We start from the raw sequence: 16,998 nt of genomic DNA on the forward strand, positions 1-16,998 counted from the left end.
GAGCCGCGGAAGCGGCTTTTAGCTTATAGGGTACTTGGTATGGAGCGTTTACGGTAATAGCGTAGGCAGCGCAGATATAATACCCTGCGCCAGCGCCTGCATAATAGAGGGTGCGCTTTCCAGCACTGCCCCTGCAATATTGGTTATTACTTCCAATATCTGCGGTATCATTTGCGTAATATTATTGATAATTCCAGTAACGCCCTGCTTTATCTTCTCGCCTGCGTCGTCCTGTCCTGCCATAAGGTCGCTCAATCCGTCCATAATCATTGTTATAGACGGCAGCATTTCCCCAGTTATGCTATTTTTAACGCCGCTAAACGTCCACTGCAAACGGCTTAAGCTATCCTCAAACGCTGCGCTTGCTGCTACTGCCTCGTCTGACATTATCATGCCGTATTCTTCTGTTTCGTCCATAAGCTGCTTAATTCCGTCTGAACCAGAATTAAGCAACGGTAAAAGCTCTGCTGCGCTTTTACCAAAAATATCCTGTGCGGCTGCATTTCGCTTTGTTTCATCTTCCATGCCCGCCAGTGCGTCTATGCTCTCTAAAAGCACTTGCTCTGTGCTTTTTACGCTCCCGTCCGTATTCTTAAGGGATACGCCGATAGCCTCAAAACTTGCCCCTGCACCTTTCGCGCCCTCTGCCGTTTTTCCCAGCTCTGTAGTAATGTTCTTAACACCTTTGGTTAAGTCGCTTACGCTGCTGCCGCTTCTCTCGCACGCATAGCTTAATTGCTGATATAGGCTTGCGCTTATCTGCATTTTCTGGCTTTCCTTGTCTATCTGGTCGCCCGCAGATGCCGTATCACTCGCCATATCGTAAAGTGCTTTGCCTGCTGCTACGGCTGCTGTGCCGATTGCTGCCACTGCTGCCGCTGTAGCCGTCGCCACTTTTTTTGCAACCTCTGTAAATCCACTAAATTTACTTGTTGCCTCTTTTGCCTGTTTGCCGCTGTCCTCTATCTCGTTTCCCATTCCGTCTGCGGCTTTTTCTGCTTTGTCCAGCTCTGTAGCTGTCTTTCCTAATTCTGTTTCTGTGTTTGCAAGTGCTGTTTTCTGGTAATTAAGCTGTGTTTCCAGTTTCTTACTTGCCTCGCTGTTCTCTCCTGTAGCCTCTTTGCATTTTGCAAGGGCTTTTTCTGTTTCTTCTACCTTTTTCTTTTGCTCGTCGTAGGTCTTTTTTAATACTTCCTGCTTGGCTTTCAGCGCCTCTGCACTACTTGCATTGCTCTTATATTCTGCTGTTACAAGTTTCATTTCAGAGTTAAGCAGCTTAAGGGTGCTGTTAATCTCTTTGCAGGCTGCTTTATACTGTGCCTCGCCGTCAAAACTAAGTTTGGTTTTAATATTGTCTGTTTTATCAGCCATGATTTACAAGCCCCCTAACGCTATGTCTATGTCGTCCATGCCCTCTGCTGCCTGTGCTGGCGTGCTGCTTTCCTGTCCGAAAATGTGCGGGTTATACTCCTTGTGATAGCCAAATAATTTAATTATCTGGTAAGGTGTCTTTTTCCATGCCTCACTTTCTGGATAATGCAGCATAACCATTGCTATATAAAGCAGCCGTGCGGTGTCTATTCGTCCTGCACGGCTACTCTGTTTCCCTCTTCTGCTGTTTCTTCGTCTGCTGCCTCTTTTTCCTCGCCGCCATTTGTGGAATATACAAAAGCAGCGAAAATAGCGTCCTTAATCTGCGGCAGATTGCCGATATGAATTAACTTACCTACCTGTAATTCTGTAAGCGGTGTTTCTCCCTCTTCCATGCCCTCGTTGATAATAAGGGTAAGCAACCAGCGTAAATCTTTAATCATATTCGGGTTACTCTGGTCAAAAGCCTTGTCCAGTTTGTCGTAGCCCCCAAATCTGTCCTGCATCTCGTCCAGTGCGTTTAAGGAAAACAGTAAATAATAGGTCTTGCCGTTCAGTTCTACGGGCATACGTCCGTCTTTAATTGCGCTCATGCTATAAAATTAAGGCGCAGCCTGCGCTACGCCTTTCTCCTTTCTCTTTTAGATTGTCTGCATTGTTCCTGTCGGTTCTGGTACTGCTGTAAACCACGATTTCGCCGCCTTGCTGTCCTCTGTTCCCACAAAGTCTGCTTTCCAGCGGTTATCTTTCTTTCTGGCTGTAAAATCTGCCTCAATGTCCGGCGTATTAAACTTGATGCTCTCGCCCTTAGTTTCATACTTTTCAGACGGTACTTTGAATTTTGCTTTAAGCAGCCATACATAGCGGTATTTGCCGCCCGTTTTCTTTGCTCTGAACCCTACCGCAACATACGGCGGCTCGTCCTCTTTTCCAGCCCATACTACGCTGTTCTCGTCCACTTCCTGCCCCAGCAGCTCTGCCAGCACTTCCGGCGTAAGGTCTTTAATTCCCAGCTTAAGCGTGCCGCTTGCAAACTCCGTGACGCTCTCGCTTAACGTATCGTCTGCATATAAACTGCCGTCTGCGGTCTTTACGGATAAATCGGCTGTCATTGCCTCTGCCATTTTCTTAGGCGCTCCGTAGCTTTCTACGCCGTCTGCCTCTGTGCATACGGCATAATATAAATCTTTCAGTCCCAGTGTCATTGTTTAATCACTCCTCTTTCAAAATCTCGACTGTGATAGGCACTAACCAGTACCCCGTTTCTGTTTCGTAGCTTTCTGCATCTATGCTGTTGATATAAACGCCTGCTGCTATCAATACCTCTTTTGTCTTATCAAGCTGCGCCTCAAAATCGCCCTTATGGAAAAGCGTAACTCTATACATTTCCCTGCGCTCTTTCTCTTTGTCGTCTGCATTTACCGCAGACGTACCCAGCAGCCGCAGAAACGTATAGTATGCGTCCGGCTTATCCCGTCCAGTGTATACGCCCCTCTGGGCTGGCAGCCCTGCGCTTTCTAAAATCTCCTGTATGCTCATTTGCCCGTTTCACTCTCCCATATACTGTGCTGCGCCTCTACTACCTTTTCGTGCGCCTTGGCGTTTGCCGTTGTCATATACGGGCGTGCCTGCTGGCTGCTTGTCCCGTATTCTGCCACAAAGCCGATTGTTGCATAGCGCACTTTGCTTTTATCGCCTTTCCTGTCGTTTCCATGCCCTGCCCGTCCCTGCGGGTATATCTCTACGTATTTCTCCGTATCGTCGCCCTTTACGTCCGTAGCTTTTATGGAATTGATAAAACCGCCCGTTTCGTTCAGTCCCATTGCCTGTGCCTCTGCTTTCTGTGCCTCTATCAGCACATCTGCGCCAGCCTTAAGCATTTTCGGTACTGCCTCAACCGTGGCGGTTTCTCTCCTGCCGAAAGCGTCTATAATATCTTCCAGCCCGACTGTATTAAATTCTCCCATGCTTACACCTCGTTTCTGTGGCGTAAATCTGTAAGCGTAAGCTCTATGGTGTCTGTCCCTGTATCGTAGGTCTTAAGTACAAAATAGCGCCGCCCGTTTACTTCTACTACGTCCTCGCCGCCATAATCTGCCTTGTGTACCTCGTACTTTGCCTCTACCAGCTTTCCTGTCTGCTGGCTCTTAAAATATTCACTGTACCCTACTGATTTTTTATTACAGAATACAGTGCGGGCGCTTTCTTCCGGCTTTACTGCAAAGCCGTTTTTATTTACCCTGTTTTCTCCGCTTACCTCGCTTATTAGCGTTATCTCGTCTATCCAGTCCATTTTTACCACTCCTTTAGGTGTCCGTTTCGGACACATAGCCCAAATAGACGCTACCGCAATAACAGTTACCCAGATATGCAGCGTCGGTTTTATGCTCTAAAGCATCTATGCGCCCGTCCAGCGTTTCCATATTGTCGTAGACTTCTGAAAACGTATCATTTACAGCCTGCATATTGCTGTTTTCTCTGGCTGTTATCTCTGATACCAGCGCCTTTAAGCTGGCAAGGCTAAACCACCTCATACCAGCACCTCACTTACGCAAACATGGCTTTTACTTCCTGCTGCGTAATCTCTGTAAAGTCTGCCTCTGTAAGTGCAGTAAGTCCTTTGGTTACTGTAAATTTTCCTGTCTTGTTGTCATACGCAAGCCCTGTTACTACATTGCCTGCCCCCGTAGGCGCTACGCTTAAGTCGTCCAGTTGGATAAGTCCCGCTACTGCTGCATTGATTGCCTTAGTAACGTCTGCGGTCTTGGCGTATGCTTTCAGCGCATTTGCAATGGCTGCCGTTACTTCCGCAGTCTTTGCATAGCTGCTTAAGTCCACTTTCCAGTCGCCTACCTTTTCCAGCTTTCCGTCAATTACCATGTACTCACTGTAAAGATTTCCCGCCTCTCCGTCGGTATTCTTTACCATGTAGATTTTCTTTTCTGCGCCGTCTGCCGCTACGTCAATATCTGCCGTGCTGTCTACCATTACACGGCTTAAATGGTCTGTTCCGGCAATCGCCGTGGAAATAGCGCTTGCTATCTCCGTCGCTGTCATTCCGTCTGTGATGCCATAACCCGCAAGCGTGGTGGCTGCATTTGCCTTGCCGTTTATAAGGTTTTTCAAATCGTCTGCCAGATTTTCTACCGCTACCTTATCAAGCCCCCCCCCCAGCGCTCCTATGGCGCTTTTCTCTGCGTAGCGGTCTTTAATTTCCGCTACCAGATAAGACAGCGTATTATAAGTTACTCTTTTAATCGCCATTCTGTCTGTTTCTCCTATCCGAATAAGTTCTTAATATCGTCCTCGTTTACCTCGCCGTCTATATTGTCCGGCGTTTCGCCGCCTGTGTATTCGCTGGATAGGCTTAAATGAGTTTTCAAGCACTCGTAAGACTTCCAAAACTGCTCTGATTTATCGGAATAGCCAAACTCTGCCTTGCAGTATAAGGTAATTGCCCTAATAATCAGTGCGTCTGTTTCGTCCAGTTTCTTTACGCCTACGTCCTGCAAATCCATTTTGCAGGCGGCTATACAGTCGTTTATTTCTTCTGTGATTTTCTCACTGGTGCTGCTTATACGCAGCGCCGCCCGCATCTTCTCTGTTAATGTTGTGGTATCTGCTGCCATAGCCTGCACCCTCTTTCTTACTCTGCCATTACTGCTGCTACGCCTGCCTCTTCCAGAACTGCTGCACGTTCTCTGCTTACGGTGTAAACGTCCCCAGTATCCTTAATCTGGTTTAATTCCATATCACGGAAACGGCGCTTTACTTTCACTTTTACCAGCCTTGCTGCTTTCTTTTCTTCCTCGGCTTTAGCTGCCGCCTCTGCTGCTGCCTTTTCCTCTTCGGCTTTAGCTGCCGCCTCTGTCGCTGCCTTTTCCTCTTCGGCTTTGGCTGCCGCCTCTGCTGCTGCCTTTTCCTCTTCGGCTTTCGCTGATGCCTCGGCTACCGCTTTTTTGTCCTCTTCCGTAAGCTCGTTGTCGTCTGGTATGTCTACCTCGACGGCTGCGCAGCGTGCAGCAATTTCTTTCTTTGTTCCCTCTGCATCTACGCCCAGCTGCTTTGCCAGTTCCTGCAAATCCTCTTTCTTATAGCTTTCCAGCTCTTTTGCGTCTAAGTATCCTTTCATGCTCTGCCTCGCTTTCTTACACTGCTGTTACACCCTTTTTAACTAAGATAATGCCCGCAGCGTCAGCTACTTTGCCGTCCACTACCATTAAGCACTTATTCTTAATCTTGTTGTTGTCGTGGTCTGTCCATTTCACTACCTGCATTTCCATGTTGGTATTGATAACGTAATCAGAGAAATTCATAAATACTGCGATTACGTCGCCCTCGTTTGCGTCGTCCCAGCTCGGTAAAACGTCGTCCTCTACAGTTTCCACATTCTTACCCATAAAACGGTATGTTTCCTCTCCGTTCACGCCGTAGTTTGTGCGTCCGATAGGCTGCCCGTTCTTATCTTCCATGCCGTCAATGCCAGTATCAAAAGTGGACTGGTTCATAACAAAGCTGCCGTTTCTGTACGCCTTTTTCATTTTGCCTTTTACCTTGTGCCAGCCGTTCCAGCTTGCATACTCTTCCGGTGTCAGAGTAATTACAGCTGTTACCCTGCTGTCTTTCAGAACGCCCAGCGGCTGCCCCTCGCCTGTACCGTTGAAAATGGCAATTTCGATAGCCTTTACCATTGCCTCTGTTGCCATAGGTACGAACAAATCAGTAAACATTTTCAATGTTACTACATTTGCTAAAATGCTCTGGGAAATTTTGCACTCCAAACCGTAATAATTGAAAGTTACGGAATTTTTAGCAGATGCTTTCTGGTCGTCGCTGCTCTTTTCCTCTGTAATCCAGTGTGCAGTAGGCTTTAAGTCTGCAATCGGAATGGAAACGCCGCCCTGTACGTTAATCTTACGCACCTTTGCATAAATGCTGCCGTAGCTTTCCAGTTTCTGGATAATTTCATTCATAATAGTTGTCGGAATTACAGCGCCGCTGTCTGCTGTGGTGGTGGTTTCAGCTGCTCTGTACTCTGCCGGAATAGCAACGCCTCTGCATACATAATTCATAAACGCTTTTCTGTATGCCGTAGTGTCGTATTTGTCCTCTGGTTCTCCTGCTCCTGCGCCGCCTGCTCCCTTGAAATTTCTAAGCAGCGTGGTATCTGCTCCCGCTCCACCTGTCGGCTCTCCTGCTGCAATTCTTTCAAGCAGCTTTTTACGTTTCTCTGCCGCTGTCAGTAAAGCGGTACGCTCTTCCTGTAAGTCTGTTACCTCTGTTTCCAGTTTTGTAATTTCCTCGTCTGTAAGCTCTGCCGCTCTGGTGTTAAGCTCTTCTTTGATTTCGGCTAATCTTGCCTCAATTTCCTTTAATCTCATAGTCTGTGTTCTCCTTTTTGTTTTGGTTTTTATAAGCTCGCCTTAATCTTTAGTATTGCTGCCCGCCTCTTAAGCAACTCCTGCCGCTCCCGCTCGTAACTCCTACTCGCAAAAGCACGGGCGCTTATTTCAGTATCGTTATTTGCCGGAATACTCACGGCTGATACATCATAAACCTTTTTGATTTTCAAAATTGTTCTTGTATGTGTTTCTCTGTCGTAACTTTCCTCTGCCACTGTAAACGCCCATGACATTTTAGTAATCATTCCTGCGCTTATGTCCTGATACAGCCCACGGGCTAAGTCTGTCCGGCTTAAGTCTGCTGCCACAAAAAGCCCCTTTACGTCCGGCTCTAAAATCAGCGTATTATTTGACTGTCTGGCAAATACTCTGCCCTCATGGTCGTACTGCATAATAACGTCGCTCATGTCTGCGCTGTCTAATGCGTGTGCATCTATTCTTTCGTAAATCTTTGTGCCGTCCTCAAACTCATATAAAAGGTATGGCGCATTAAATGTAGTGGCGTAGCCCTCTACGTAGCACTCCGACTGTATACGCTTTTCGCCGGAACTCTGCGCTACCAGAGGCGCTACCAGCGTTCTATATTCCCGCTCTTTCTTAACTGGCATTATTTACACCCTCTTTCTCTTCCTGTCCGTTCTGCGGCTCTTCTCCTGCTGCTGGTTCTGTCTGCTGTTGTACTTGCTGTATGATAACTGGCTGCTCACTTCCTTTGTGCAGCTCGCTTACCTCTGTATATTCCTTTCGGATATAATACTTTTCCCCGTCCTCAACGTGTGCCATGTTCCATATATCCATTACGCCGTTTCTGTTCAGTAACGCACGGTCAAAAAGCTGTGTGCTTACGCTTAACTTTGTGGCGTTGCTGGCGTATTGTAGGCGGTTTGCAGAAAAGAAAATAGCATTGCCGCAGGCTCTTTCTCTCTCTGTAAAGCTCATATTTGTCATAACAAGCGATAGCTGTATTGCAAACGGTTCTATTTTCCCCTCGTAGTAAGCGTTCCACGTATTTTCATCGAATTTATTTTGCAGAATATCCATATTTGTACCAAAATGCGTACATACATTTTCCTGTATGTGCTGCATCTGCAATGCGTTTGGTGTATACGGTTTGCTTTCTACCTGTTTCAGTTCACTAAACTTGTTATCATAAATAATCATGCCGCTATCGTTGTCAGCGCTTAAGTTATCCTCTGTAAAGCGTTTCCGCTCTTTCTTTATATCCTCTGGTTTCAGCATATTTGCCACCTTTGCCAGAAAACGGATATTTGCAGAATTTTTTACAGCGTTTATAATTCCCTCATTCTGCGTATGTATCAGCTGCATAGTTGGTGCAAGTGTGCTGTTGTCCTCTCCGAAAAGGTCGTCTTTATATTCAAAGTCTGTCATAATGCCTACACGCTCAAACTCAATAGCGCCATAGCTGCCATTTGCAAACAGATACCGTAAATATAATTGCCCCTCACTCTCTACCACCTCGCAGCGTTCAGCCCGCAGCGGATACCAGCCACATAAGCGCCCGTATTCGTCCTCGATAGGTATAATAAAAGCGGTGTGTTCCACCGCTACATACGTTGCCAGACGCTTTATAAATTTTGTTGTATCCATGAAGTAGTTGGGTTTATGCTGCAATGTCTTTTCCAGCGATTTAAGGGCGCTGCCCTCTATCTCCGGCTTTAGTTTGCTGCAATGTGTAGCAAAATTATTTATAGCCGTTCTGGTTAAATCCATTTCATACACGCCGCCGCTAAAGCTGGTAAACGTCGGGCTGTATCCGTTCAGCATTTTGAAATAATTACCTATGGCTTTTAATTCTTTGCCATGGAAAAGATAGTCTAAAAATTTCATGCCGTTTACACTCCTTTCTATGCGGCATTTTTAAGCAGCTCGCCGCACTCTTCCCAGTATTTCTGCCGCACGGTCATTGCATCTATGACAGATACAAAGCCGTCGATATGCGCCCGCTGCTCGATTTTTATAGGTCTGAATTTTCTTGTTTCCATGTTGTGCTTAAGCGCAACATTTAAGAAATGTGTCTTTAGTAAATTGTTGTCGGCAATCTTAAAATCGCCGTCTTTTATGATGCCCTCAAACTCCCGTATAACTGGTGTAAGGTTTTCGCCTTGGTAAACGTCGTCCATGTGAAAGCCATAATTTGCCATATCGGTAATAAGGTACTGGGCGCTGTATCTGTCGTAGCCGATTTTCAAAGGTCGTATGCCGTAATCTTCCAGCAGCATAGTAAACCAGCCGTAAACGTCGTGGTAGTCTACGTAATTCTCGCCGCTTAAGGTTATCAGCCCCTTTTTAACAAATATGTCATACGGCACACCGTCCGTAGCCTGTAAGTATTCCAGCCTGCCCCGTGGCATAAAGAACTGCGTAAACGCATACAGCGTGCCGTCTTTCTGAATAACCACACTTGCTGCCGTTAAGTCCGTTGTCTGGCTTAAGTCAATACCGCCCACTGCGTAGCAGTCCCTAAAGTCCTCTAAGGTCTTTTCTACTCCGGCGTTCTCTACTGTCTGATATTCCAGCCATGCAATAGAGCTGTTCTGCTTAATATTGCAATACTTTGTAAGGAACTCTGCTTTTTTACTTAAGCTGCCCTCTGCTACGGCTATCTCGTCCATAAAGAAACTTTCTTTTACGGATACACCCATGTTAGGGTTAGCCTTTTTCAGTTCGTCTATGTCGTTCCACTTCTCCACATCATCAATCATGTAAAGGAATGGTAATAGCCTGCGCTCTTTGCTGTTTCCTTTTAAGAAACTTGTGCTACGTTTCATTAGTTCATCATAAATACTGTCGTTGATATATCCGGCAGTGCTTATGCTCAATATCATAGGTTGAGTACGTGCGCCTAAAGCGGATTTCATAACCTCATACTGCTTTAGTCCAGCGTCCCCGCTCCATGCTGCCATTTCATCACATACCACAAGCTGCGGGTTAAATCCGTCTGACTTCTTGGCGTTAAAAGCAATCGGTTTTATTACCGTGTTGCTCTCCGCAATATAAATATCGCTGCGCCGTTTCTTTGCCAGCTCCGCTAACTCGTCCTCTGCCTGTACCATTTGATAAAATCCGTCATACACCAGCGCCGCTTGGTCTAATTTCGGCGCTAAACAGTATATTTCTTGTCCATACTCCGGCTCTAAGTACGCCATATATGCAATAATCGCAGATGCAAATAAACTTTTTCCGTTTTTTCTGCCAATTACAATAAAAATTTCACGGAAAATACGTATTTTTTCTGCGTCTTGTATGCCAAAAATAACAGAAACTATGGCTTTCTGCCATAGCTCCAACTTGATTAAATCATTACGCCCCTTGCTGTGGTGGCAAAAGTTCTCTATGAACCGTATAGCCTTATTTGCAGCCTTTGCATTAAAAAAATACTCCTGCTTTTGCAGCCCGTTTATAATGATTTCGTATATTTTCTTTATCCATTTTCCCGCTATGATTTCGCCGCTTGTAATCTTTGCGTGGTACTCATAGATATAGTTTCGATAAGGCGGCAATATTGCTTACTCTTCCCGCAAAGCTGCCAGCCTGCTTGTCTTTCGTTTCGCAGCTGGTACTAATTCCGTAAGCTGCTTAATCACTGCTGCATAGTTCTTACTAAGCGCTATGTAAGTTTCTGCCTCTGGGCTTTTCTTTGTCCCCCACTGGTTCTGCCCGTTCTGGTACTCACTCGTCCAGCCGTCTTTTTCAAGTTTCGCCTGCAAGTCGTCCAGCTCAACGCTCATAAATGCAGCCTTTTCTATCAGCGGCGTTACTAATTTTCTTTTGTTTTCGTCTAAGTCCTTGAAAATACCCTTAAGTCTGGTCTTTTCGGTCTTTATCCTCTGTTCTTTGGTTTTCTCTTTCTTTGTTGCCATTCCTTTACCCCGCTTTCCATTCCTGCGCCGCACCACACCCCCTACACCACCCGTGCGCACGCCCGTAGGGTAATTTTAGGGTATCCCCCTCGGTATTCGCCCCCTTTAATTATTTTTCTGATATGGGGGGAGTATGCCGCCATTCTCGTCGAACCGATACCGCTTATGTCTCTCCTGTTTGTGGTGTTCCTTGTTGTGGCAGTCTTGGCACAACGCCTCTAAGTTATCCCAGCATAACGTAACGCTTATGTCGTTTATGTTCTCTCTGTTAAGCCAGCGCTTATGATGCACTATCTTTGCGGGCTGCCCGCAGCGTTCACAAATATAATCTTGTGACATTAAATAAGCGGCTCTGGTTTTTTCCCATGCCGCTGATAAATAAAAACTCTTAGCCCATGCTTTCATACTGTCCCCTCTCTTTCTTCATTCCCCAGCGCCCTAAGTTTCATGCGCTGGGTGGAGGCTAAAGAATGAATAGAAAAAGAGTAGGCAACTGCTGCCGCACATGGCTTAAGCTATCGCCTACTCATTTCATGCTACCATTGTATCTCTTTTGTTTTCCCATGTAAACACCACGTTTTTACCATTACTTTACCACGCCAGCTGTTCTCTCTTCGTCAATTCCCCATAACAATACTGACAGCTCGTTTATGATGCCTGTTACCCAGCGCCTCGGTGTGTTCTTTCCTGTGTCCAGTTCCTCTGCAATTTCCGCATAGTCCATACCCTGCATGAAATACATTTCAAAAGCCTTGTACTCTACGCCTCTGCCTGCTGCCTCTCTGCGACGCTCTATCTCTTCTACTGCCTTGTCTATATGTGCTGTCATTATCAATGTCTTAAAGCGTGTGCGTCTGATACTCTCTAAGTATGTACGCTGCTGCTCGTCCGTCATTCCCTTAAGCTCTAACTGCTGCCCGTCGCTTATGGCGTTCTCGATATGAAAAACCGCATCACGGTAACATTTCATAAGCGTAAAAGTATTGTGGTATTTCTCTTTCTTCCGTTCCTGCTTTTCCTGTCTTTTCAGTTCCGTTATTGCAGCCTTTGCCTGTTTCTGCATCAGCTCCGTTAATTCGCTTTCGTGCAGCTGTACCCAGCTTTCAGCCGCTGGCGGCATTTCTACCCCTGCCGCCGCTGTTGTCTTTGTTTCTTCCTGCTCCATGTTCTGTACCTCGCTTTCTGTTAATTAAACGGTAGCTCTTCGTCTGCTCCCTCTGGGATATTCATAAACCCGTCACTCTCCGGCAGTTGCTGCCCTCTCGCCTCTGTCTCTGCTTTGCTCTCTCCAAATCCCACGCTGTTTGCCACAACCTCTGTGTAATATACCTTGCCGCCTGTTCTCTGGCTTTCGTAGCTGCCTGTTTTAATCTTTCCTGTTACCTCTGCTTTACTTCCCTTGCTTAACCATTTCTGCGCCCATTCCGCAGTGCGTCCGAAACACTTAATATTTATAAAATCTGTGTCTTTCCCGTCGTCTACCGCAAGCGTAAAGCGGGTAATAGCTGTGCTATTGTCCTGCCCGCCATATCTAAGCTCTGGCTCTCTTGTAAGCCGCCCTGTAAGTGATACATTATTCATTCTCTCTGCCCCTCTCTTCCAGCTTGTCCAGCTTTGAAAATATCGCCAGCAATTCCAGTGCTATAATTCCCAGTAAAATATTAGTCATTTTCTACCGCCTCGCTTTCTTCTCTCAATCCTGCTGCCATATTGCTAAACGCCGCTGCTACGTTCTCGCATAATGTCGCCAGTGCTGGCTTTATACTCTGCGCCCAGCTGTTAATAGCTGCCGCCAATGTTTCTGCTGCTGTTGGTAAGGTTTTATTTATCTGTCTTGCCATTTTTCTTGCAAGCCTGCGCTTTTTTCGCTTGTCCAGCTCTAACGGCGGGTTTACTCCATGCTTTTTCTTATAGTTCTTTTTTCCACTGTCTGTATTTCACTGCTTACGCCCCTTTCTCCATATCGCATACGGCAATATCCATACTGGCGCTGTTATTATCAACACCGCTTTTGCTGTGCATATCGTCACAAATACTGCTACGTCTACTGCTGCCTGTGCAATTTCTTCCGCTGCATCTACTATGCCGTCCATATACTCAAACATTTACTACCCCGTTTTCCTGCTTAATCTCAATATTTCTGCCGCCTCGCTGCTTTATAATTGCCTCTACGTGCAAGTATGCAGGCAGCATAACCACGCTGCCTGTTCGTAACTGATATTCTACGCTTTTCCGCATCTTCTCGTATTGCTCTGCCTTGCAAAACGCCGTACAGCCCAGAATAATTGTAAATACCTGTGCTTTCTTCTTTTTCCGCTGCCGTCTATTCATGCTCTGCCCCGCTTTCTGTGTCCGTTTCGGACACCTTACCTGTATAGTCTGTTACTCTGATACCCAGAATACAGTAGCCCTCTGTAAGCCCTGTATAATCTTCCAGCATATAAATAATATCTGCATCAATCGTGCGCCCTGTATGCTTACCGTCCTTAAATTCCAGCATTTTAAGGCTGTCGCCCTGTTTATAGCCTCTGTCATTCTTCCGCAGCTCAAAGCCTTTTTTCCCGCTTACTACGTCCTCGTAATAAGATGCCACTATTTTTATCTCATGCTGCTTATGCTCTGTGTTTCCCTCGCTTGGCAGATGCTCCATTTTTTCTGCGTCTGCCCGCTCCTGCAATTTCTTCTTTGTCTGGCGGTCTATAGCGTCCTGCTCTTCGCTGTACCGCTGTTCGTCCGTCTTTTCAGCCTCTGCCTTGTTTATGTACTGGTCGCATTTCTGGCACGTTCCCGTTTTTACGTTGCAGTCCTTGTATTTCTGGCAGGAATAGCACAAAGACGTTATGCTTTCTGGGTGCGGTGTTTCGTAATCGTCCCCTGCCTTTTTCTCTGCTACCTTTTCCGCTATTTCCTTTGCCCTCACATTTTTGCCCGCTGCTGCTTTTTTCGCTATTTCTTTCTGCTCGTCCTCGTCCAGCTTTGCTACCTCGTATGCAGCAGTGATACCTAAATTTCCCTCTTTCAGCTGCTCTTTAATCTCCGGCGTTGCGTTGTTGTTGATTGCGTCCATTCTGGCTACGTTTGTGCTGCTTTCGTTTATCATAGCCGCCACTAAATCACGCATTTTGCCTTGTATCTCTAAGCCGTCCTCTTCCTTGGCTCTGATAAGCGCCGCTTTTGTACGCTCTACTAATCTGGTTTTTTCATAAGCTGTAAGCTCCTGCGTAAATCCGTTGCCAGCCAATAAGCGCAGCTCATACATTGCCTCGCTCATATCCATAAAGCGGTAAAGCACTTTCTCATACTCCTTATGCCCCCGCTCTAAGTTCAAAATATTTGCCGCATTACGTCTGTGTCCGTCGATTATACGGTATTCCCCGTTTACTCTCGCCAATACTGTAGGCTGTTCCTGTCCTACGTGTAAAAAGCTGTCTGCCAGCTCTTCTATGTTCTCTAATTTCTGGTGCGTATTCTCCTGCGCTGCCTTTACCTCGTAAGGGCTTAAATAAATCTCTTTGTATCCCTCTGTCTGTGCCTGCTGCCCTGCTGCTTTCGTCTTTGCGTTCAGAATGTCGTTAATGCCAAACTTTGCCATATTCTCTACCTCGCTTTCACAATCCTTTGTTTTTTCTTGCACTGTCCCATTACTCCGTTGCACATTTCGCACGTTCTCCAATGCTCGCAAGCGTCGCTTTGCGGACATTTCTTCCCTGCAAATTTACTGCCCCAGTTCCAGCACTCCGTACCGCCAGTCCTGCGGCAATGCCAGTAAACGCATAATCTCTCTTTATGTGCCACGCTTGCTACCTCGCTTTCCCTGTATACGCTGTTACAAATTTCTTGTACCCCTGCGCCGCTCCGCAGCATGGGCTATACTCATAAATCGGCTTACGCATGAAAGTATTTTCTGCTACTTTCTTGGAATACCGAATAATACCCAAAATATTAAAATCTGTCTTTTGTTCCAGCCATTCTACGCCTGCTGCCTCGCCGTCTGTGTTCTGGTATGACGTAATCAGTACGCCTGCCAGCTTTAATGCTGGGTTAAATGCCTTTGCGTCCTCTATCTGCTCTGTCACAATGTCCAGCCCCTCTAAAGCGTCCTCGTCCACCTTTACGGGTACTATTACCTCGTCCGTGATTGCCAGCGCATTTACAACATTAAGCCCAATATCCGGCGGGTTATCAATGATGCAGTAATCATACGCCCGCTCTGTTTCTATGTAGTCAAATTTTGCATACCCGAACCCCAGCACTTTCGCTGTTACCAGCGCTTTGTATCTCTCTATCTGGTTTTCGCTGTCCTCTTTGGTTAAATTCCATGTAGCCCCAAATAGTGACATATTCGCCGTTACAATGTCGATACCCTCATACTCTGTATGCTGTATCAGCTCGTCTGCGTTTTCCCAATCCCCAGCCAGTAGCCTTGTGGCTGGTGCTACGTTCTCTGCATCATATCTGCTGTACGCCTTGCTTAAGTTTCCCTGCTTATCGTTGTCAATCAGCAGCACCTTATAACCTCGCCTGTAAAGCTCATACGCCATGTTTGCCGCTGTAAAGGTCTTGGCTACGCCGCCCTTTAAATTCAAAATGCTTATTGTTTTCATTCTTTGCCTCTCTTTCCTGCGTCGCCTCTAACGCATGGTTACTGTTTCCTGCTCTTTTATAAGCTCGTCTGAATGTAATAAATACTGCTCTATCAGCTGCGCTGCTGGCTGCCAGCCGTAGCAGACGGCGGTATAATAGCCCTGCTGCCGCAGATACTCTAACCACTCTTTCTGTTTCTTGGTCGTCGTGTTCTCGCCTGCCTTAAGCTCTATGTAAAGCCCATGATACCCAGCCCTTGCAGCTGGTAGCATAATATCCGGCACGCCAGCCTTTACGCCCTGCCTCTTAAGCACCGCTGCTGTTGCTTTATCACGTTTGCCGCCGTTTGGCACGTGATACATATATTGCAGTTCCGGCATAAGCCCTGTTCTGTATGCAGCCCAGCTAAATAATGCCTCTTGATGCCCGCTTTCGTCGTCCAGTCTAAAGTTTCTCATTTTCTCGCCTCGCTTTCTGCTTAAATTCTACATACTGGCAAATTCTGAAAAGCAGCCCGTCCTTATGCGGCTTGCTGTTCTCTATCGCCAAAAGCGTTATTGTTTTCTCGCTTTGTAGTCCCACATTTCCCAGTACGTCCCAGCGGCATATATCGTAATGTCTGCACCGCAGGCAGCAGCGCTTACAGTCCTTGCCTTTCTGGAATAACCAGTATTTAATTTTTTCTATCATGTTTTCTGCCCTTTCTGCTGCCGCTGTCTTTCCAGCTCTCCTGCTGCTCAAAAATAGCCGCCGCAATTCTAAATACCAGATATGCTGCCACAATCAGCGCCAGCAGTCCGGCTATTATCAACACTGCTGCAATGGCAATGCCCTTGATTATCTGCATTTCAGCCCCCCCTATCTGCTATTTTTACTAAGGTGTATCTTAAATACCCGTAGCCGTAATACTCTGGGCTATGTACTCCCATGCTCACGCTGTTCTTGTCCACGTAATAGCCCTTTATTGCCTTTGGCTCTTTCTTGAAATACTCACGGTCTGAAATTATGTGATACTCTGGCTCTGGTCTTACTAAATTCTTGCTGCAATTCCAGCGCTTACCCTGTAATGCTCCGTCAGTACCCTTTTTGTGCGTTCCTGTGTACTTGATTAAATAGCTTGCCAGTTCTGCATAGTTGCCGCTGTCGTCCAGAGGGAATACCTTTACTCTGTTATGCCCCTCGTATGCCTTATACCAGCAGCGCTGTAAAATCTCTGTGTCAATTTTATTTACTACAAGGTGGTGATGCCTCGCACCTTTCTTGCCTATCTCCATAACGTGTATGTATTTGAACTCTAACCCTGCTTTTCTGTACTCCTTTCTGCACTCCCTCAAAAATACGTCTATGTCCTGCCGCATCTGCTCCGGCGTTCTGTCCGGCTCTCCTTTCCTGCGGATATAGTCAAGCACTAAATGGTAGTCCCCATAGCCATAGTTTGCATTTATGAGTATCCTTAACTTTCTCTCTGCCTGTCTGGTGTTTACTTTTTCCTGCTCTTCTTTTGTTGGCTTTACCTTATCCCCTCTGCTGATACCTTTCTTTTTGTATCTGCTGGTAAAGTACCTCTCTATCTCTATCGTATTTCCCGCTTTTGTTACCCTCTCTACGTATGGCATATATCTACCTCTCTGTCGGTTCGTTAATACTTTTATCAAGTGTTAAAACGGGCTGCCTGCCCGTTAAATTTCTTGACTTTGCGCCATACATAGCTTATAATTTTTATAGTATTTCAAAGCTGTATAGCTTAGCGCCTATGGTGT

At 46.3% G+C, this 16,998-nt stretch carries 28 protein-coding genes; all 28 read right to left on the bottom strand.

The annotated features are described in order from the left end of the window. Positions 1-48: 48 nt before the first annotated feature. The 28 genes from DWX68_RS01710 to DWX68_RS01835 all read right to left on the bottom strand — a co-directional run bounded on the left by DWX68_RS01710 (position 49) and on the right by DWX68_RS01835 (position 16,854). Positions 49-1,371: a hypothetical protein gene (locus DWX68_RS01710; protein WP_118628441.1), complete on the bottom strand. Its 1,323-nt coding sequence runs from the start codon at positions 1,369-1,371 to the stop codon at positions 49-51. A gap of 3 nt (positions 1,372-1,374) precedes the next feature. Further along, a complete protein-coding gene (locus tag DWX68_RS14575) occupies positions 1,375-1,545 on the bottom strand; it encodes a hypothetical protein (protein WP_182432124.1) in 171 nt (56 codons plus the stop codon). 32 nt (positions 1,546-1,577) lie between these two features. Further along, on the bottom strand, positions 1,578-1,964 hold the full coding sequence (locus tag DWX68_RS01715) for a hypothetical protein (protein ID WP_118628442.1): 387 nt from the start codon (positions 1,962-1,964) through the stop codon (positions 1,578-1,580). Positions 1,965-2,012: 48 nt separating this feature from the next. Next, entirely contained in the window at positions 2,013-2,576 is a 564-nt protein-coding gene (locus tag DWX68_RS01720) for a major tail protein (RefSeq protein ID WP_118628443.1), read from the bottom strand. Positions 2,577-2,583: 7 nt separating this feature from the next. Then, on the bottom strand, positions 2,584-2,910 hold the full coding sequence (locus DWX68_RS01725; protein WP_118628444.1) for a hypothetical protein: 327 nt from the start codon (positions 2,908-2,910) through the stop codon (positions 2,584-2,586). Continuing rightward, positions 2,907-3,338, bottom strand: coding sequence for an HK97-gp10 family putative phage morphogenesis protein (locus DWX68_RS01730; protein WP_118019561.1), 432 nt, complete (start codon positions 3,336-3,338; stop codon positions 2,907-2,909). The genes DWX68_RS01725 and DWX68_RS01730 overlap by 4 nt, the downstream gene beginning before the upstream one ends. A gap of 2 nt (positions 3,339-3,340) precedes the next feature. Next, the gene (locus DWX68_RS01735; protein ID WP_009297820.1) at positions 3,341-3,664 is read right to left on the bottom strand and encodes a hypothetical protein; all 324 of its coding nucleotides are present in this window, start codon (positions 3,662-3,664) and stop codon (positions 3,341-3,343) included. A gap of 13 nt (positions 3,665-3,677) precedes the next feature. Next, positions 3,678-3,905 carry a hypothetical protein gene (locus DWX68_RS01740; protein WP_003023341.1) on the bottom strand — a complete coding sequence of 76 codons (228 nt, stop codon included), beginning with the start codon at positions 3,903-3,905 and terminating at the stop codon, positions 3,678-3,680. Positions 3,906-3,918: 13 nt separating this feature from the next. Then, positions 3,919-4,635 carry a hypothetical protein gene (locus DWX68_RS01745; RefSeq protein ID WP_118628445.1) on the bottom strand — a complete coding sequence of 239 codons (717 nt, stop codon included), beginning with the start codon at positions 4,633-4,635 and terminating at the stop codon, positions 3,919-3,921. Between the two features lie 14 nt (positions 4,636-4,649). Further along, entirely contained in the window at positions 4,650-5,000 is a 351-nt protein-coding gene (locus DWX68_RS01750; RefSeq protein ID WP_118628446.1) for a DNA-packaging protein, read from the bottom strand. A gap of 17 nt (positions 5,001-5,017) precedes the next feature. After that, a complete protein-coding gene (locus DWX68_RS01755) occupies positions 5,018-5,503 on the bottom strand; it encodes a hypothetical protein (protein WP_118628447.1) in 486 nt (161 codons plus the stop codon). A gap of 16 nt (positions 5,504-5,519) precedes the next feature. Continuing rightward, positions 5,520-6,752, bottom strand: coding sequence for a phage major capsid protein (locus DWX68_RS01760; protein WP_118628448.1), 1,233 nt, complete (start codon positions 6,750-6,752; stop codon positions 5,520-5,522). Positions 6,753-6,781: 29 nt separating this feature from the next. After that, positions 6,782-7,381 (bottom strand): HK97 family phage prohead protease, encoded by a 600-nt coding sequence (locus tag DWX68_RS01765; RefSeq protein WP_118019557.1) that lies wholly within the window; start codon positions 7,379-7,381, stop codon positions 6,782-6,784. Beyond that, positions 7,371-8,621, bottom strand: coding sequence for a phage portal protein (locus tag DWX68_RS01770; protein WP_118019556.1), 1,251 nt, complete (start codon positions 8,619-8,621; stop codon positions 7,371-7,373). Before DWX68_RS01770 ends, DWX68_RS01765 begins: the two co-directional genes overlap by 11 nt. A 17-nt stretch (positions 8,622-8,638) precedes the next feature. Continuing rightward, entirely contained in the window at positions 8,639-10,294 is a 1,656-nt protein-coding gene (locus tag DWX68_RS01775) for a terminase large subunit (RefSeq protein ID WP_002591266.1), read from the bottom strand. A gap of 6 nt (positions 10,295-10,300) precedes the next feature. Further along, positions 10,301-10,654 (bottom strand): hypothetical protein, encoded by a 354-nt coding sequence (locus DWX68_RS01780; RefSeq protein WP_154253358.1) that lies wholly within the window; start codon positions 10,652-10,654, stop codon positions 10,301-10,303. Between the two features lie 105 nt (positions 10,655-10,759). After that, a complete protein-coding gene (locus DWX68_RS01785; protein ID WP_002591264.1) occupies positions 10,760-11,059 on the bottom strand; it encodes an HNH endonuclease signature motif containing protein in 300 nt (99 codons plus the stop codon). Between the two features lie 181 nt (positions 11,060-11,240). Next, on the bottom strand, positions 11,241-11,819 hold the full coding sequence (locus DWX68_RS01790) for a hypothetical protein (RefSeq protein ID WP_118628449.1): 579 nt from the start codon (positions 11,817-11,819) through the stop codon (positions 11,241-11,243). A 20-nt stretch (positions 11,820-11,839) separates the two neighbouring features. Further along, positions 11,840-12,235 carry a single-stranded DNA-binding protein gene (locus DWX68_RS01795; protein ID WP_118628450.1) on the bottom strand — a complete coding sequence of 132 codons (396 nt, stop codon included), beginning with the start codon at positions 12,233-12,235 and terminating at the stop codon, positions 11,840-11,842. 80 nt (positions 12,236-12,315) lie between these two features. Beyond that, on the bottom strand, positions 12,316-12,495 hold the full coding sequence (locus DWX68_RS14820; protein ID WP_243027458.1) for a hypothetical protein: 180 nt from the start codon (positions 12,493-12,495) through the stop codon (positions 12,316-12,318). 96 nt (positions 12,496-12,591) lie between these two features. Further along, the gene (locus tag DWX68_RS14580; RefSeq protein WP_182432125.1) at positions 12,592-12,747 is read right to left on the bottom strand and encodes a hypothetical protein; all 156 of its coding nucleotides are present in this window, start codon (positions 12,745-12,747) and stop codon (positions 12,592-12,594) included. Between the two features lie 4 nt (positions 12,748-12,751). Beyond that, the gene (locus DWX68_RS01805; protein WP_002591257.1) at positions 12,752-12,985 is read right to left on the bottom strand and encodes a hypothetical protein; all 234 of its coding nucleotides are present in this window, start codon (positions 12,983-12,985) and stop codon (positions 12,752-12,754) included. After that, complete coding sequence (locus DWX68_RS01810; RefSeq protein ID WP_118628589.1) at positions 12,978-14,246, bottom strand: DUF3850 domain-containing protein; 1,269 nt, start codon at positions 14,244-14,246, stop codon at positions 12,978-12,980. Before DWX68_RS01810 ends, DWX68_RS01805 begins: the two co-directional genes overlap by 8 nt. Positions 14,247-14,454: 208 nt before the next feature. Next, complete coding sequence (locus DWX68_RS01815) at positions 14,455-15,258, bottom strand: ParA family protein (protein WP_002591255.1); 804 nt, start codon at positions 15,256-15,258, stop codon at positions 14,455-14,457. Positions 15,259-15,285: 27 nt separating this feature from the next. Next, on the bottom strand, positions 15,286-15,696 hold the full coding sequence (locus tag DWX68_RS01820) for a VRR-NUC domain-containing protein (RefSeq protein ID WP_002591254.1): 411 nt from the start codon (positions 15,694-15,696) through the stop codon (positions 15,286-15,288). Further along, entirely contained in the window at positions 15,683-15,928 is a 246-nt protein-coding gene (locus tag DWX68_RS01825; protein WP_002591253.1) for a hypothetical protein, read from the bottom strand. Before DWX68_RS01825 ends, DWX68_RS01820 begins: the two co-directional genes overlap by 14 nt. Further along, positions 15,912-16,085, bottom strand: a complete 174-nt coding sequence (locus tag DWX68_RS01830; RefSeq protein ID WP_002591252.1) for a hypothetical protein — start codon at positions 16,083-16,085, stop codon at positions 15,912-15,914. The genes DWX68_RS01825 and DWX68_RS01830 overlap by 17 nt, the downstream gene beginning before the upstream one ends. A 1-nt stretch (position 16,086) precedes the next feature. Then, positions 16,087-16,854, bottom strand: coding sequence for a hypothetical protein (locus DWX68_RS01835; protein WP_118627670.1), 768 nt, complete (start codon positions 16,852-16,854; stop codon positions 16,087-16,089). Between the last annotated feature and the right edge of the window lie 144 nt (positions 16,855-16,998).

Source organism: Clostridium sp. AF20-7, assembly GCF_003479275.1.
GTDB lineage: Bacteria > Bacillota > Clostridia > Lachnospirales > Lachnospiraceae > Otoolea > Otoolea fessa.

Bases quoted from the DNA above. Each gene is read 5' to 3' on its own strand.
- DWX68_RS01710 (WP_118628441.1), bottom strand. From the start codon at position 1,371: ATGGCTGATAAAACAGACAATATTAAAACCAAACTTAGTTTTGACGGC.
- DWX68_RS14575 (WP_182432124.1), bottom strand. From the start codon at position 1,545: ATGCTGCATTATCCAGAAAGTGAGGCATGGAAAAAGACACCTTACCAG.
- DWX68_RS01715 (WP_118628442.1), bottom strand. From the start codon at position 1,964: ATGAGCGCAATTAAAGACGGACGTATGCCCGTAGAACTGAACGGCAAG.
- DWX68_RS01720 (WP_118628443.1), bottom strand. From the start codon at position 2,576: ATGACACTGGGACTGAAAGATTTATATTATGCCGTATGCACAGAGGCA.
- DWX68_RS01725 (WP_118628444.1), bottom strand. From the start codon at position 2,910: ATGAGCATACAGGAGATTTTAGAAAGCGCAGGGCTGCCAGCCCAGAGG.
- DWX68_RS01730 (WP_118019561.1), bottom strand. From the start codon at position 3,338: ATGGGAGAATTTAATACAGTCGGGCTGGAAGATATTATAGACGCTTTC.
- DWX68_RS01735 (WP_009297820.1), bottom strand. From the start codon at position 3,664: ATGGACTGGATAGACGAGATAACGCTAATAAGCGAGGTAAGCGGAGAA.
- DWX68_RS01740 (WP_003023341.1), bottom strand. From the start codon at position 3,905: ATGAGGTGGTTTAGCCTTGCCAGCTTAAAGGCGCTGGTATCAGAGATA.
- DWX68_RS01745 (WP_118628445.1), bottom strand. From the start codon at position 4,635: ATGGCGATTAAAAGAGTAACTTATAATACGCTGTCTTATCTGGTAGCG.
- DWX68_RS01750 (WP_118628446.1), bottom strand. From the start codon at position 5,000: ATGGCAGCAGATACCACAACATTAACAGAGAAGATGCGGGCGGCGCTG.
- DWX68_RS01755 (WP_118628447.1), bottom strand. From the start codon at position 5,503: ATGAAAGGATACTTAGACGCAAAAGAGCTGGAAAGCTATAAGAAAGAG.
- DWX68_RS01760 (WP_118628448.1), bottom strand. From the start codon at position 6,752: ATGAGATTAAAGGAAATTGAGGCAAGATTAGCCGAAATCAAAGAAGAG.
- DWX68_RS01765 (WP_118019557.1), bottom strand. From the start codon at position 7,381: ATGCCAGTTAAGAAAGAGCGGGAATATAGAACGCTGGTAGCGCCTCTG.
- DWX68_RS01770 (WP_118019556.1), bottom strand. From the start codon at position 8,621: ATGAAATTTTTAGACTATCTTTTCCATGGCAAAGAATTAAAAGCCATA.
- DWX68_RS01780 (WP_154253358.1), bottom strand. From the start codon at position 10,654: ATGGCAACAAAGAAAGAGAAAACCAAAGAACAGAGGATAAAGACCGAA.
- DWX68_RS01785 (WP_002591264.1), bottom strand. From the start codon at position 11,059: ATGAAAGCATGGGCTAAGAGTTTTTATTTATCAGCGGCATGGGAAAAA.
- DWX68_RS01790 (WP_118628449.1), bottom strand. From the start codon at position 11,819: ATGGAGCAGGAAGAAACAAAGACAACAGCGGCGGCAGGGGTAGAAATG.
- DWX68_RS01795 (WP_118628450.1), bottom strand. From the start codon at position 12,235: ATGAATAATGTATCACTTACAGGGCGGCTTACAAGAGAGCCAGAGCTT.
- DWX68_RS14820 (WP_243027458.1), bottom strand. From the start codon at position 12,495: ATGGCAAGACAGATAAATAAAACCTTACCAACAGCAGCAGAAACATTG.
- DWX68_RS14580 (WP_182432125.1), bottom strand. From the start codon at position 12,747: ATGGACGGCATAGTAGATGCAGCGGAAGAAATTGCACAGGCAGCAGTA.
- DWX68_RS01805 (WP_002591257.1), bottom strand. From the start codon at position 12,985: ATGAATAGACGGCAGCGGAAAAAGAAGAAAGCACAGGTATTTACAATT.
- DWX68_RS01810 (WP_118628589.1), bottom strand. From the start codon at position 14,246: ATGGCAAAGTTTGGCATTAACGACATTCTGAACGCAAAGACGAAAGCA.
- DWX68_RS01815 (WP_002591255.1), bottom strand. From the start codon at position 15,258: ATGAAAACAATAAGCATTTTGAATTTAAAGGGCGGCGTAGCCAAGACC.
- DWX68_RS01820 (WP_002591254.1), bottom strand. From the start codon at position 15,696: ATGAGAAACTTTAGACTGGACGACGAAAGCGGGCATCAAGAGGCATTA.
- DWX68_RS01825 (WP_002591253.1), bottom strand. From the start codon at position 15,928: ATGATAGAAAAAATTAAATACTGGTTATTCCAGAAAGGCAAGGACTGT.
- DWX68_RS01830 (WP_002591252.1), bottom strand. From the start codon at position 16,085: ATGCAGATAATCAAGGGCATTGCCATTGCAGCAGTGTTGATAATAGCC.
- DWX68_RS01835 (WP_118627670.1), bottom strand. From the start codon at position 16,854: ATGCCATACGTAGAGAGGGTAACAAAAGCGGGAAATACGATAGAGATA.